Annotated in this window: 10 protein-coding genes; 9 read left to right on the top strand and 1 reads right to left on the bottom strand. The window is 67.3% G+C overall.

The annotated features are described in order from the left end of the window. Positions 1-81: 81 nt before the first annotated feature. Together ASG27_RS05230 and ASG27_RS05235 are read left to right on the top strand one after the other, a co-directional pair. The gene (locus ASG27_RS05230) at positions 82-732 is read left to right on the top strand and encodes a hypothetical protein (RefSeq protein WP_235503902.1); all 651 of its coding nucleotides are present in this window, start codon (positions 82-84) and stop codon (positions 730-732) included. 106 nt (positions 733-838) lie between these two features. Then, positions 839-1,951, top strand: a complete 1,113-nt coding sequence (locus ASG27_RS05235) for a phosphotransferase enzyme family protein (protein ID WP_082486179.1) — start codon at positions 839-841, stop codon at positions 1,949-1,951. Between the two features lie 100 nt (positions 1,952-2,051). Here the strand turns inward: ASG27_RS05235 and ASG27_RS05240 are convergent, their stop codons facing one another. Continuing rightward, positions 2,052-3,215 (bottom strand): glycerophosphodiester phosphodiesterase, encoded by a 1,164-nt coding sequence (locus ASG27_RS05240; protein ID WP_056411883.1) that lies wholly within the window; start codon positions 3,213-3,215, stop codon positions 2,052-2,054. 246 nt (positions 3,216-3,461) lie between these two features. Between ASG27_RS05240 and gdhA the strand changes: the two genes are divergently transcribed. The 7 genes from gdhA to ASG27_RS05275 all read left to right on the top strand — a co-directional run. After that, positions 3,462-4,805: an NADP-specific glutamate dehydrogenase gene (gene gdhA / locus ASG27_RS05245; protein ID WP_056411885.1), complete on the top strand. Its 1,344-nt coding sequence runs from the start codon at positions 3,462-3,464 to the stop codon at positions 4,803-4,805. 142 nt (positions 4,806-4,947) lie between these two features. After that, positions 4,948-5,781, top strand: coding sequence for an alpha/beta hydrolase (locus tag ASG27_RS05250; RefSeq protein WP_056411887.1), 834 nt, complete (start codon positions 4,948-4,950; stop codon positions 5,779-5,781). A 130-nt stretch (positions 5,782-5,911) separates the two neighbouring features. Next, positions 5,912-7,144 (top strand): multidrug effflux MFS transporter, encoded by a 1,233-nt coding sequence (locus tag ASG27_RS05255; protein ID WP_056411889.1) that lies wholly within the window; start codon positions 5,912-5,914, stop codon positions 7,142-7,144. Beyond that, positions 7,141-8,163 (top strand): tRNA (adenosine(37)-N6)-dimethylallyltransferase MiaA, encoded by a 1,023-nt coding sequence (gene miaA, locus ASG27_RS05260; RefSeq protein ID WP_056411891.1) that lies wholly within the window; start codon positions 7,141-7,143, stop codon positions 8,161-8,163. The genes ASG27_RS05255 and miaA overlap by 4 nt, the downstream gene beginning before the upstream one ends. Beyond that, the gene (locus ASG27_RS05265; RefSeq protein WP_082486173.1) at positions 8,160-8,879 is read left to right on the top strand and encodes an ABC transporter ATP-binding protein; all 720 of its coding nucleotides are present in this window, start codon (positions 8,160-8,162) and stop codon (positions 8,877-8,879) included. Before miaA ends, ASG27_RS05265 begins: the two co-directional genes overlap by 4 nt. Before the next feature lie 214 nt (positions 8,880-9,093). Continuing rightward, positions 9,094-11,901, top strand: coding sequence for an ABC transporter permease (locus ASG27_RS05270; protein WP_056411894.1), 2,808 nt, complete (start codon positions 9,094-9,096; stop codon positions 11,899-11,901). A 579-nt stretch (positions 11,902-12,480) separates the two neighbouring features. After that, on the top strand, positions 12,481-14,757 hold a 2,277-nt coding region (locus tag ASG27_RS05275; protein ID WP_056409664.1), incomplete at its 3' end, for a type VI secretion system Vgr family protein.

Below are 14,757 nucleotides of genomic sequence, written 5' to 3' on the forward strand. Positions count from 1 at the left end.
ACTGCTGTTCCCCGCGCCATTCGCATAGCCAGAGTCTTCCAGCCAATGCAGCCGTCCCACTACCGCCAGCCCCATCCCGCCATGTCCGCAGTGCCCGCCGTACTGGCAGCGCTCTGCATGGCCCTGCCCAGCGCCCACGCAGGGCGCCCGCTCACCGTGGACGATGCGGGTGTGGATGAGGTGGGCCAGGGCCACATCGAAGCCTGGTGGGAAGGCCAGCGCGGGCAGCGCGGCACCTTCTATGCAGCGCCGGCCTTCACCCCCATCGAAGGGCTGGAGCTGGGCGCCCTGCTGGCGCGCGACATGGGGGAGCGCCACACGCTGCAGGGGTTGCAGGCCAAGTGGCTGTGGAGCCCCGCGCAGACCGATGGTTGCAATGCCGCCAGCACGGCGGGCATCACCCACCGCAGACAGCCCGGGGGCCACAGCGGGGGCAGCATGGTGGCGCTGAACCTCATCGGCACCTGCGCCGCACCGTGGGGCGTGGCCAACGCCAACCTGGGCACCCAGCGCGAACGCGGCCAGTCCTGGCGCGGCACCTGGGGCGTGTCCCTGGAGCACAGCTGGGGCGCCATCACGCCGCACGTGGAGGCCTTCGGCGTCCAGCACAGTGCGCCGGTGTTTCAGGCAGGAGCGCGGTGGGAATGGGCACCCGGTCGACAGCTGGATGCCACGGTGGGCCGCCAACAGGGTCGCACGCTGCTGAGCGTCGGGTTCGCAGTGGGCTTCTGACGGGCGCGCCGGACAGGCCCCTGGGGTCCACCTTTGGCTGCCGTTAAGCCGCTGGCCGCCGTTTGGCGGCAGAATCGCCCGCCCTGCTGGAATGGAAGCGCCCGCCATGATCCCCCTCGACCCCCACTTCATCGCACAGACCACCCCCACGGGCGAGGCCATTGCGCGCGCCGTGGAAGCCGGCTGGCCCCTGGGCCCTGTGGCGCACTGCGTGCTGCTGCGGCGCGGCTTTAACCAAGTCTATGAACTGCACTTTGCCAGCGGGCTGCACGCCATCGCCCGGCTGAGCGCCGAACGGCCTCGCGGCGACCCCAACATCGCCTACGAAACCGCATTGCTAACCCACCTGCGCGCGCACGGCATTCCGGTCGCCGCGCCGCTGCCCGCGGCAGATGGGTCCTTCAGCGTGGTGCTGGCACTGCCCGAAGGTCCCCGGGCGCTGCTGCTGTTCGACTTTCTACCGGGCGACCCGCCCGGCGAATCGCTGGTGGATATCGAAGCCACCGGCCGGGGCCTGGCCCAGTTGCATGGCGCAGCACAGAGCTACGCAGGCCCCGAAAGCCACTACACGCTGGACCTGCCGCTGCTGCTGGACGCATCACTGCAGCGCATGCTCACAGCACCCACCGTGGATGCGGCTCTGGCACGCGAATTCACGGCTCTGGCCGAGGACCTGCGTTCGCGCTTTGCGGACCCGCCGAGCCTCACCCGCGTGCATTGCCATGGCGACTGCCACGGCAGCAACAACTTCATGGCCGACAGCCCCGACAACCCCGAAGGAGCCGAGCGCAGCCGCGTGGCCGCGTTTTTCGACTTCGACGACGCAGGCCCGGGCCTGCTGGCGTACGAGCTGAGCGTGTACCTGTGGGTGCTGCTGCCGCGCAGTCATGAAACACCCGCCACTGCCGCGGTGATGGAGCGCTGGCACCGTTATCTCATCGGGTACACCGGAGTGCGCGCCATACACGCGGCGGACCTGGCGGCCATCACCCCGTGCCTGGCGCTTCGGCAGTTCTGGGTGATGGGTGAATACGCCGGCCGCATCCCCGTCTGGGGCACGCAGGCCATGCCCACGCACTGGCTGCGCAAACAGCCTGCGCTCATGCGGGCCTGGATGGATTTGCCGCCCGCCGACCAGCTTGCAGCCCAGGAGCCCGCCAAAGCTGCAACTGCACCGGCATCATCAACGGCAGCAGCAACGGCAGCAGCAACGGCGTGACAGCGCACCGAACACACAAAAAACAAAGCCCGCAGTCGCGGGCTTTGTTTTGGCAGGAGTGGCACGGCACAAGGTCGCCGTGTCCCCGTCGATCTGCCGATCAGTTGTCCCGCGCCGCCTTGGCCACGTCAGGGAAGTCGCTGAACACGCCGTCCACCCCCAGGTTGTAGAACAGCTTGTACTCGGCCTTGGGGTCGCCCTTGAAGTCCGATGCCAGGCGCTTGGCTTCGCTGCGGAAGGTGTAGGGGTGCACCATGAGGCCCACGGCATGGGCGTTCTTCACGACGTCAGTGGGCGCCATCATCACGCGGTCGCGCTCGTCGATCACGCCGTCGCCGTTGAGGTCGTCGGGCTTGCCGTCCTTGTTGGCGTCCACCTGCTTGGAAGGAATGAGGTACGGCTTCCAGGGGCCGATGCCGTCGGCGTAGGTCTTGACTTCCTTGAGACCATCGGCGGTCAGCAGGCTGGCAAAGGTGCGCTTGTCGCCGGCCACGGCAAAGTCGTAGGGCTTGTCGTAGGGGGCGGTCAGGTCCATGCTGCCGTCGGCGTTCACGTCGTTCGCGTCCACCAGTTGCACCAGGCGAATCTGGGTCTTGGTGCGCAGGTACTTGAGGTTCGATACCTCGAACGATTGCACGATGACGGGCGACGCTTTGGTGGTGTAGCCGTACTTGGCCAGGATGGCGAGCAGGCGGTCTTCCAGCGGCAGGCCCAGGTTGACGTGGTACGTGGGGTGCTTGGTCTCGGGGTACACGCCGACGGTGCGGCCGGCCTTGGTGCCTTCGTTCTTGGCCAGGTCCAGCACTTCTTCCAGGGTGGGGATCTGGAATTTGCCGTTGAACGACTGGTCGCGGTCCGACAGCGGCTGGATGGCGCGCAGGGTCTTGATCTCGGCCAGGGTGAAGTCGGACACGAACCAGCCTTCTTCCTGCACGCCGTCCACCATTTTCTTGGTCTTGCGGTTGGCGAACTCGGCGCGGGTGGACACATCGGTGGTGCCGGTGATGTTGGGTTCGTGGCGGGCCACGAGCACGCCGTCCTTCGTGGCCACCAAGTCGGGCTCGATGAAGTCGGCACCCATCTCGATGGCGCGCTTGTAGCCTTCGAGCGTGTGGTCCGGCAGGTACCCGGCCGCGCCGCGGTGGCCGATGACCAGGGGGCGGTCGCCGTTCAGCGTGGGATACGGGCTGTCGTTGTCGCCACCACAAGCTGCCAGCGTGGCCAGCAAGGCCACCGCACCCAACTTCGCACCAGAAATGTGCATGCTCTTCTCCTCGTTGTGTTTAGAACCGCCGAACTGTGGGCTGACCTTGTGACAAGGCCGTGACGCCCTTCCCGCCAACCGGTGACGGCGTTTAGCCGCCCACCAGACGCACCAATATGTGGCATTTCACGGGCCACATTCCCCACCATTGTGCAGAGACATCCGCATCAACGTATAACTTTTGAACATAATGTCGTGTTGCAGTGCGCTCTTGCCTGCCTTTTTGCTTCAGAAAGTCTTGAGAACATGAAATACGAGTCCGCAGACAGCTTCCTTTCTCACGTGGCCCACCGCAATCCGGGTCAGCCCGAATTTCTGCAGGCTGTCACGGAGGTCATGGAGAGCCTGTGGCCGTTCATCGCCCAGCACCCCCGCTATGCCGAGCACGGCCTGCTGGAGCGGCTGGTGGAGCCCGAGCGCACCGTCATGTTCCGCGTGTCGTGGGTGGACGACCATGGCAAGGTGCAGGTCAACCGCGGCTACCGCATCCAGCACAGCATGGCCATCGGGCCGTACAAGGGCGGCATGCGCTTTCACCCGTCGGTGAACCTGTCGGTGCTCAAGTTCCTGGCGTTCGAGCAGACCTTCAAGAACGCGCTGACCACGCTGCCCATGGGCGGCGGCAAGGGCGGCTCGGACTTCGACCCCAAGGGCAAGAGCGCCGGTGAAGTGATGCGCTTTTGCCAGGCGTTTGTGACGGAACTGTTCCGCCACGTGGGTGCCGACACCGACGTGCCGGCCGGCGACATCGGCGTGGGCGGCCGCGAGGTGGGCTTCATGGCCGGCATGATGAAAAAGCTCTCCAACCGGGCCGACTGCGTGTTCACCGGCAAGGGCCTGTCGTTCGGCGGCTCGCTGATCCGCCCCGAAGCCACCGGCTACGGCACGGTCTACTTCGCGCAGGAGATGCTCAAGCAGAAGGGCCGCGCGTTCGACGGCTTGCGCGTGTCGGTATCGGGCTCGGGCAACGTGGCGCAGTACGCGGTGGAAAAAGCCCTGGAGCTGGGCGCCAAGGTGATCACCGTGTCCGACTCCAGCGGCACGGTCATCGACGAAGAAGGCTTTACCACCGAGAAGCTCGCCATCCTGATGGATGTGAAGAACCACCACTATGGCCGTGTGAGCGATTATGCAAAACGCACCGGCGTGAAGTTCGAAGCCGGCGTGCGCCCCTGGCACGTCCCGGTGGACGTCGCCCTGCCCTGTGCCACCCAGAACGAGCTGGACGCCAAGGACGCAGCCACCCTCATCCAGAACGGCGTCATTTGCGTGGCCGAAGGCGCCAACATGCCCTCCACCATCGACGCCGCCAAGGCCTTCGAGGCGGCGGGCGTGCTGTACGCCCCCGGCAAGGCGAGCAATGCCGGCGGCGTGGCCACATCGGGCCTGGAGATGAGCCAGAACGCAGCCCGCCTGTCCTGGCCGCGCGAAGAGGTCGATGCGCGCCTGCTGCAGATCATGCAGGGCATCCACGCCGCCTGCCTGCGCTACGGCCAACACGCCGACGGCCGTGTGAGCTATGTGGACGGCGCCAACATCGCCGGTTTCGTGAAGGTGGCGGATGCGATGCTGGCGCAGGGCGTGGTGTAACCGCAGGCCGGCCCCACCCTGGGGCACAAAGCGGTGAAAAGAAGGGGAGTTGCAGGGCATTTGGCGGTCTCTCCTGGGAGATAGGCACAAACCCTGCTTGCCGTGTCAGAACTTTCCGACACGATGGCACTCAGTCCCTCTCATGAAACGCACCCCCCTCCTGATCTCCCTGGCCCTGGCCATTGCCGTCTCGGCGGGCTGCGCCACCCTCGATGCCAAGCAGCGCGAGTGGATCTTTCAGCCCAGCGACCGCAGCTGGGGTGGCGCTCAGTCCACCGACGACATGGCGGATGTCTGGATCGACTTCCGCTCAAACGACAGTGGCAAGGCCGAGCGGCTGCACGGCCTGTGGCTGCCCCACGACCGGGCGGACGCTCCAGTGCTGCTGTATCTGCACGGCGCACGCTGGAACGTGGCGGGGTCGTCCGGCCGCATCCGGCGCATGCAGGAGCTGGGCTTTTCGGTCCTGGCCATCGACTACCGCGGTTTTGGCCGCAGCAGCGCGGGCCTGCCGTCCGAAGCCACTGCGGCCGAGGACGCACGGGCGGCCTGGGACTGGCTGGCCCAGCACCAGCCGGGCAAGCCCCGCTACATCTTCGGCCACTCATTGGGCGGCGCCATCGCCATCGACCTGGCGCGCCAAGTGGACGATGAGCAAGGCACCATCGTCGAAGGCACCTTCACCAGCATTCCGGAGGTGGTCAGTACCTTCAAATGGGGCTGGCTGCCGGTGTCGGCCTTGATCACGCAGCGTTTCGAATCCGTGCGCAAGGTGTCCGAGATCGGATCGCCCTTGCTGGTGGTGCACGGCAGCGACGACAGCCTGATCCTGCCCAGCCTGGGCCGCAAGCTGTACGAGGCCGCCCACGAGCCCAAGCAGTTCGTGCTGGTGGAGGGTGGCTCGCACCACAACACCAATTCGGTGGGGCAGAGTCTTTATCGCGATGCGATGGTGTCGCTGTTCAAGCTGAAATAAACAGCCCACACGATCTGGCTTGCGGTCTGCCAGAGCATTAACACTAGGGCATCAATGCCACCTTGGCAGGGGCGCGGCGGCAGCCCTTGGCGCAGGTCAAGGCAGCCCCATCTGGTACCCTCAGACAGATATGTCTGCCCCTTCTGCCACCGCCGTGCCCACGGCTTCCAACGACACGGTTGCGCCCGGCCTGGCCATCCTGGTGCTGGCCCTGCTGCTCAGCATCCAGCCCGTCACCACCGACCTGTACCTGCCCGCCCTGCCCGCGCTCACCCGCAGCCTGGGCGCGCCGATGGCGTCGGCCCAGCTCACGCTCAGCGGTCTGCTGCTGGCGTTCGGTTGTTCGCAGATGGTGTGGGGCCCGTTGTCGGACCGTTTCGGCCGGCGCCCCATCCTGCTGGCGGGCCTGGCGATCTATACGGTGGCATCGCTGGGCAGCGCGTTGGCGCCCAGCATGGCGCTGCTGATCCTGTGGCGCATTGCCCAAGGCGCTGCGATGGGTGCGGTGGTGATGTGCGCCCGCGCCATCGTGCGCGACCTGTACACGCCGCTGGACGGAGCGCGCGCCATGTCCAAGGCGCTCACGGGGCTGGGCATCGTGGCCTGCATCTGCGCGCCCATGGGCGGGCTGCTCAGTGAATGGCTGGGCTGGCGCGCGGCGCTGATGGCGCTCACGGTGTATGCGGTCGTCACGCTGGCCCTGGTGGCGCTGCGCATGCCCGAGACACTGGCGCGGCGCAACCCCCAGGCCCTGCAGCCGCGTGTGCTGCTGGGCACCTGGCTGCAGGTGCTGCGCCACCCCACGTTCTGGGCGTTCTCGCTGCAGACCACGGCCACCTACGCCGGCTTGTTCACCTTTCTGGCGGCGTCGTCGTTCGTGTACATCGACGTGCTGGGCCTCAGCCGCACGCAGTACGGCTGGACCATGGCGTCGGCCTGTCTGGCCTACTTCGGGGGCACCTTCCTATGCCGCAGCCTGCTGGCCCGATGCGGGCTGCAGCGCACGGTGGCCATCGCGGGGGCGCTGAGCATCAGCGGCGGCACGCTGATGGCGCTGGTGGCCCACCTGGGCTGGCACCAGCCCTGGGCGCTGACGCTGCCCTTCTACCTCTTCATGCTGGGCCACGGCATCCACCAGCCCTGCGGGCAAAGCGGCGCCGTGGGCCCGTTTCCGCAGGCGGCGGGGGTGGCGTCGGCGCTCAATGGTTTCATGATGATGCTGGCCGCGTTTGCCATTGGCGGCTGGCTGGGTGCGCGCCTGGACGGCACGGTGTGGCCCCTGGTCAACGGCATCTGGTTCTGGTCCACCGTGCTGGCCGTGATCTCCTGGACGCTGGTGCAAAAATTTGGAGCCCGCGCGTGACCAGGCCCCCGCAGCAGACCCACCACCTGCCCGCCATTGCTCTGGCGGGCCCCACCGCATCCGGCAAGACCGCGGGCGCCCTGGCGCTGGCCGCCGTGCTGGGCCAGCAAGGCGTGCCGGTGGAGATCATCAGCGTGGACTCGGCCCTGGTCTACCGCGGCATGGACATCGGCACTGCCAAGCCCACGCCCGAAGAGCGCGCGGCCGTGCCCCACCACCTCATCGACATCCGCGACCCACTGCAGGCCTACAGCGCGGCCGAATTCGTGCAGGACGCCACGCGGCTCATGGCCGATATCCGCACGCGCGGCGCGCTGCCGCTGCTGGTGGGCGGCACCATGCTGTACTTCAAGGCGCTGTTCGACGGCATCGACGACATGCCCGCCGCCGACCCCGCCGTGCGCGCGCGGATCGAAGCCCAAGCCGCCGAGCTGGGCTGGCCCGCGCTGCATGCTGAACTGGCGGTGATAGACCCCGTCACGGCCGCACGCCTGGCGCCTGGAGACAGCCAGCGCATCCAGCGGGCGCTGGAGGTATGGCACGTGTCCGGCCAGCCACTGTCGAGCTTTCACACTACAAAAAGAGGAGCTGGCAGCGCCCTGCCAGCGGGCGGCAGCGCCCTTTTTTCCTTGGAACCCGATGACCGGGCCTGGCTTCACGGCCGCATCGCCCAGCGCTTTGACGCCATGCTCGCTGGCGGCCTTGTCGAAGAAGTGCAGGCCCTGCGCGCGCGCGGCGACCTGCACCCGGACCTGCCCTCGATGCGCTGTGTCGGCTACCGCCAGGTGTGGGATGAGCTCGACTTTCAGGCCGCCCGCACACCGGGCGCCCCGGGCACGCCACCCAACCTCGCCCACCTGCGCGAGCGCGGCATCGCCGCCACGCGCCAGCTTGCCAAGCGCCAGATCACCTGGTTGCGCAGCATGCCGCAGCGCCAGGCCATTGCCTGCGATACGCCGGACGCGGTATCCACCCTCGTGCAGGCCGTGCTGCAGCGGCTGGACCTGCGCGCACCATGACGCAGCCCGCAGCAGCACACGCGGCACAGGGCACGGGCTCGCCATCGGCCAGCCCCACTCCTGCGGGGCTGCGCGTGGAACAGCTGGGCAAGCACTATGGCGATGCCGCGGTGTTCGCCCAGGTGAGCTTCACCGTCGCGCCGGGCGAGTTCGTGGCCATCGTGGGCGACTCGGGCGTGGGCAAGTCCACGCTGCTCAACTGCCTGGCGGGCCTGGACACCTGGGACACCGGCCGCATCACCCATGGCAGCATCGACCTGGGGCCGCTCGACGACACGCAGCGCGCGCTGTGGCGGCGCGCGAACGTGGGCTTCGTCTTTCAGGCCTTCCACGTGCTGCCGCACCTGGACGTGGCGCAGAACGTGGCCCTGCCGCTGATGCTGCTGGGCCGGTCTGACCCTGCGCGCATCGGACGCATGCTGGATGCCGTGGGCCTGGCCGACCTGGGCGGCCGACTGCCGCAGCAGCTCAGCGGCGGGCAGCTGCAGCGCGTGGCCATCGCCCGTGCACTGGTCCACCGCCCGGCCCTGCTGCTGGCGGACGAGCCCACCGGCAACCTCGACCCCACCACCGCAGCCCGCGTGATGGACCTGCTGCTGGCGCAGACGCGCGAGCACGGCGCGTCGCTGGTGCTGGTGACGCATTCAGACGCCGCTGCGGCAAGGGCCGACAGGGTGCTGCGGCTGCGCAGCGATGGGATCAGCGCGGGCGGTTGAACCGCAATAGCCACACCACGGTTTGAGGCGCGGCGCCCGAAAGCGCTCGTTCTGAGCAGAACGACGGCACGCTGCCTCGGCAGCCTCTGCGCCATCGAAGCAGCCTCTACCTACAGGCCGGCCTGAGTGCGTGCCCATGCCACCTTGATCCGCTACCTGGATCCGCAACGTCCACTTGCCACCCAATGCCGGGCCCACAGCGCCAGCGGCCACAATGCAGGCCATGCTTGCGCTGCTTCGCACCTTCTCCTGGCAGGACCTGCGCCACCACCCCTGGCGCAGCGCTGCGGCCGTTGTGGCGGTGATGCTGGGGGTTGCGCTGGCGTTTGCGGTGCACGTGATCAACGCCTCGGCGCTGGACGAGTTTTCGCAAGCGGTGCGGGCGGTCAACGGGCAGCCTGACCTGGAGCTTCGGGCCATGCAGGGCAGCCTGCCCGAGGCCCTGTATGGGCAGCTGGCCACCCACCCGCAGGTGGCGCGGGCCAGCCCGGTGCTGGAGGTGTCGGCAGTGGCGCGTGCAGCTCAACAAGCACCATCGGCACCGTCGACCTCGGCACCTACGGCGTCGACACCCACGCCGCCGACACCCACGCCGCCGGCACTCAGGCCGTCCACCTCTGGCACCGATACCGCTTCAGCAGCCGCGCAAGCGCAGGCGCCAACTCCCATACGCCTGCTGGGCATAGACGCGTTGCTTGTGCCCGGTATGGCGCCTGCGCTCATGCCGCGCCCGTGGCCCGGTGCCGACCGCTTTGCGCTGTTTGCGCCAGCCACGGTCTTTCTCAATGCGTCCGCGCTGCAGGCACTGGGTTTGCCCGCCACGCCCCGCAGCGCGGCTGAACCTGCACCCCAGATCTTTCTGCAAGCAGGGCTGCAACAACTGCCGGTGCATGTAGCCGGCACGGTGGCAGCAGGCGGGGCGCCCCTGGCAGTGATGGACATCGGCGCCGCGCAGGACCTGTGGGGCCGTGTGGGGCAACTGAGCCGCATCGACATCCAGCTGCAGCCCGGCACCGACCGCACTGCCTGGGAACAATCGGTGCGCGCATTGCCCAGCTGGCCTGGCCAATTGGTGTTTGCGCAGCCGGGCGATGCGGCGCAGCGCATCAGCAATTTGTCGCGCGCCTACCGCGTGAACCTGACCGTGCTGGCGCTGGTCGCGCTGTTCACGGGTGCTTTCCTTGTGTTCTCGGTGTTGGCGCTCAGCGTGGCGCAGCGTGCGCCGCAGTTTGCGCTGCTGGCCGTGCTGGGTGCCACGCCGCGGCAGCGCCTGGTGCTGGTGCTGACCGAATCCGCCCTGCTGGGCCTGGTGGGCAGCGCCGCTGGCGTTGCCCTGGGCACGGCCCTGGCGGCCACCGCGCTGCAGTTGCTGGGTGGCGACCTGGGCGGGGGCTATTTTTCAGGCGTGCAGCCAGCGCTGCAGTGGGGCGCGCCGGCGGCGCTGGCCTATGGAACGCTGGGTGTGCTTGCAGCGCTGGTGGGTGGGTGGTGGCCGGCGCGCGCTGCGCAGGGGTTGCCGCCTGCACAAACCCTCAAGGGCCTGGGTGCCGCATCGGTGCAGGCGGGCAGCGGCATGGTGGGCGTGGGGTTGATAGCCGCAGGCGCACTGCTGACGCGCGTGCCGCCGGTGAAGGGTATCCCGCTGGCAGCGTACCTGGCCATTGCGCTGTTGCTGGTGGGCGGCATCTCGCTGCTGCCCTGGGGCATGGCCTGGCTACTGCGCCACCTGCAGCCGCTGGCTGCGCGCCATGCCCTGCCGCTGCTGGCGCTGGAGCGCGCGCGCCGCATGCGCGGCTCGGCCGCCATCGCCGTGGGGGGCGTGGTGGCCAGCCTGAGCCTGGCCGTGGCGCTCACGGTCATGGTGTCGAGCTTTCGCGGATCGGTCACGCAATGGCTCGACGCGGTGCTGCCGTCGCCTTTGTACGTGCGCTCGGCGGTCAACGCACCGGGCAGCGACGCAGCGCTGCTGCCGGCAGGCTTTGCAGAGGCTGTCGCGCAACTGCCGGACCTGGAGCGCACGCAGCCCCTGCGTGCCAGCCCGGTTCAGCTTGACGCCACACGTCCCGCGCTCATGGTCATCAGCCGGCCGCTGGGGCCTGACCCTGCGCGCAACCTGCCGTTGGTGGGCGACGCCTTGCCGGTGCCCGCCGGCCGCACCGCGGTCTACGTGAGCGAGGCGGTCGTGGACCTATACGGCCTGCGCCCCGGCATGGAATGGCCCGCATTGTCCAAGGCATTTTCGCCCCTACCGCTTTCTGGACAAGCGCCACCAGCTATATTTTTTATAGCAGGCGTCTGGCGTGACTACGCCCGGCAGTCCGGTGCCGTGGTGATGGATCGCGCGGTGTGGCTGCGCCTGACGGGCGACGCCCGCGCCAGTGACCTGGCCCTGTGGCCCCGCGAGGGAGCCGACCTGCAGGCTTTGCAGCAGTCCATCCGCGGCCTGGCGGCCACCATGGCGGGCGGAGCTGCAGGCACGGACGCAGGGGCTGACCGCCAGAGCGAGGCATCGTCATCGCAATCGGTATCGGCGCCCGGCAGCGGCACGACAGCACTGGTGGAGTTCGTCTCGTCAAGCACGATCCGCGAGCGCTCGCTGCGCATCTTCGACCGCAGCTTTGCGGTCACCTACTGGCTGCAGGCGGTGGCCATCGGCATCGGCCTGTTTGGGGTGGCCGCAAGCTTCAGCGCTCAGATCCTGGCGCGCCGCAAAGAGTTCGGCCTGCTCGCCCACCTGGGGCTTACGCGCCGCCAGATCCTGGCCGTGGTGGCAGGCGAAGGTGCGGCCTGGACGGGCGTGGGCGCTGTGGCCGGCGTGCTGCTAGGCCTGGCGGTATCGGTGGTGCTGGTGCACGTGGTCAACCCACAGAGCTTTCACTGGACGATGGACCTGGAGGTCCCGCTTTGGCGCCTTCTGGGGCTGAGTCTGGCCGTGGTGGCATCGGGCACGTTCACAGCGTGGGCTGCAGGCCGCGCGGCAGCTGGCAGCGATGCCGTGATGGCTGTCAAAGAAGATTGGTGATCTGACGGCCCACGCCATTTCCGTCTTCTTCTCCTTCTCTTTCTCCTTCTGACACAGTCAAGTCGGATGCCTGTAGCGCGGGGCTGACGACCTGCCGAATTGGATTGCGTAAGCGCCCACCAAATCAACTTCAAATGCCAAAAAACAGGCCCTTGGCGCCACTTGCCAAATGCCCCAGTAAGAGTTGTTTTGAAACGCTAATCAACGCGCGCCGCAGCAGGTTTTGCACGCACCTCCCCCCTATCATCCCCGGCGATTTCGCGGCCCCTCCGGGTGCGCGGCTACAACAAATATCCGAGGGAAACAAGCATGGGCAGGCCAGCAATGAGGCGGGGAGATTCGACGGAATCTGAAGGGGCGATCACACAGAGATCGCTCACGGTACTGGCAGGCCCACACGGGTTGATGTGTGCCCAAGCGGATCAAAACGCATGACCCGCCGCGTCAAGATCCAAACCCCGCTGGGCGAACAACTGCAGTTTCGCAAACTCGACGGCACAGAGGCGCTGAGCGAGCTGTACTCGCTGGNGCAGCCGCCGAGGGCGGGGTGACATGAAGCTCCACACATACCCATTTGCCATGACCCGCCGCGTCAAGATCCAAACCCCGCTGGGCGAACAACTGCAGTTTCGCAAACTCGACGGCACAGAGGCGCTGAGCGAGCTGTACTCGCTGGAGATCGACCTGGTGAGCGCGAGCAAAAGCATCGACCCCAAGGCGCTGCTGGGCAAGGCRGCATCGGTGGAGGTCGAGATAGAAGGCCTGGGCAAACGCTACCTGAGCGGCCTGGTCACGCACTTTGGCATGCAGGGGCAGGACCACCGGTGGGGGTCTTACCGGATGCGCCTTCGCCCCTGGCTGTGGGTGGCCACGCGCAAGACCGACTTCAAGATCTTCCAGCACAAGACCGTGCCGGACATCATCATGGAAGTGCTGGGCAAATACGGCTATCCCATCGAAAAAAAGCTCACCCGCACCTACCGCACCTGGGACTACTGCACCCAGTATGGTGAGAGCGACTACCAATTCGTGGCGCGCCTGCTCGAACACGAAGGCGCCTACTACTACTTCACCCACAGCGCGGGCAGCCACACCCTGGTGCTGGCCGACGACATCGTGGGCTCGCACAGCCCGCTGCCCGGTGGCCACGTCATCCCGTTCTACCCACCCGGCAAAGCCGCCGTGGCCGAGCGCGAGCACTTCCATGCGTGGGAGCTGACCCAGGAAGTGCAGCCCGGGCGCCACTACAACGACGACTACGACTTCAAGAAACCCCGGGCCGACCTGTCCAACATGCGCCAAAACCCCCCGGGGCACGAGCACGACAAGTACGAAATCTACGAATGGCCTGGCGGCTACACCGAATTCCCGGACGGCGAGACCTACGCCCGGCTGCGCCTGCAGGAACACCTGGCCAAGCAAAACCGCGTGCTGGGCCGCGCCAACCGGCGCAACCTGGCCCCGGGCTACACCATCAACCTGGAAAACTACCCGCGCGAAGACCAAAACCGCCAGTACCTGGTGCTGAGCGTGCACTACCACTTCGAAGAAAACCCCGAAGTGAGCAGCGCCAAGGCAGGGGGCGCCACGGCGACCAAGAACACGCAGGAGGCGGGCTCCATCCAGCAATTCGTGATGCGGGCGCAGCCCACCAGCAGCGACTACCGCCCCCCGCGCACCACACAAAAGCCGCGCACCCGCGGCCCGCAGACCGCGGTGGTGGTGGGCCCGCCCGGAGAAGAAATCTGGACCGACACGTACGGGCGCGTCAAAGTGCAGTTCCACTGGGACCGCATCGGCGCGATGGACGAGAACTCCAGCTGCTGGGTGCGCGTATCCACCAGCTGGGCGGGCCCGCAGTTCGGCGCCGTGTTCATCCCGCGCATCGGCATGGAAGTGATCATCGACCACCTCAACGGCGATCCGGACTACCCCATCCTCACCGGCTGCGTCTACAACGCCGTCAACATGCCCCCGTGGAGCCTGCCGGGCAGCGCCACACAAAGCGGCATCCTCACGCGATCGAGCAAGGGCGGCGCGGCGGGCGCGGGTATGAAAAACGGCCCGGGCGACGCCAACGCCCTGCGGTTTGAAGACAAGGCGGGGCAGGAACAGCTGTGGCTGCACGCGCAGAAAGACCAGCTGACCGAAGTCGAGAACGATGAAGTCAAATGGGTTGGCAACGACCGGGAAAAGACCATCGACCGGGACGAGACCAACACCATCCACCGGGACCGCACCGAGACGGTGGACCGCAACGAGAAGATCACCGTGCACGGCTGGCGCACGGAAGAGGTCGATGGCGACGAGACCATCACCATCCACAGCAACCGCAAAGAGCGGGTGGACCACAACGAAAAGATCAGCATCGGCGACAACCGCAAGGAAAGCGTCGGCAAGAACGAGACGGTGAACATCGGCCTGACCAAGCGGCACACCATCGGGATCCTGTCCATGCTCAACGTGGGCGTGGTGCGCATGATGAACGTCGGGGTGGCGTACAGCCAGAACATCGGCGTGATGATGTCCACCATCGTGGGCAAGAGCCAGACCACCCAGGTCGGGCAGACCCAGAAAACCACCGTGGGCAAAGACTACGTGCTGGAAGTGGGCGCAGGCGCGGGACAAAGCGCGGCAGGAGACGGCGCGCCGACCGCAGCGGGCGCGGGGGTCAAGAACATCGTCGCGCCCACGGGTGCACCGTCGGGTGGCGAAGGTGGCGGTGGTGGGGGCGATGCGCCCAGCTGCATCAAGATCGATGCGACCCAGATCTTCCTGGAGTCCAAAAAGATCCACCTCAACGCCAAGGACGAGATCTTGCTCACCTGCGGCAGCAGCACCATCAAGCTCACGCCA

This window comes from Acidovorax sp. Leaf191 (assembly GCF_001424425.1).
Classification (GTDB): Bacteria; Pseudomonadota; Gammaproteobacteria; order Burkholderiales; family Burkholderiaceae_C; genus Acidovorax.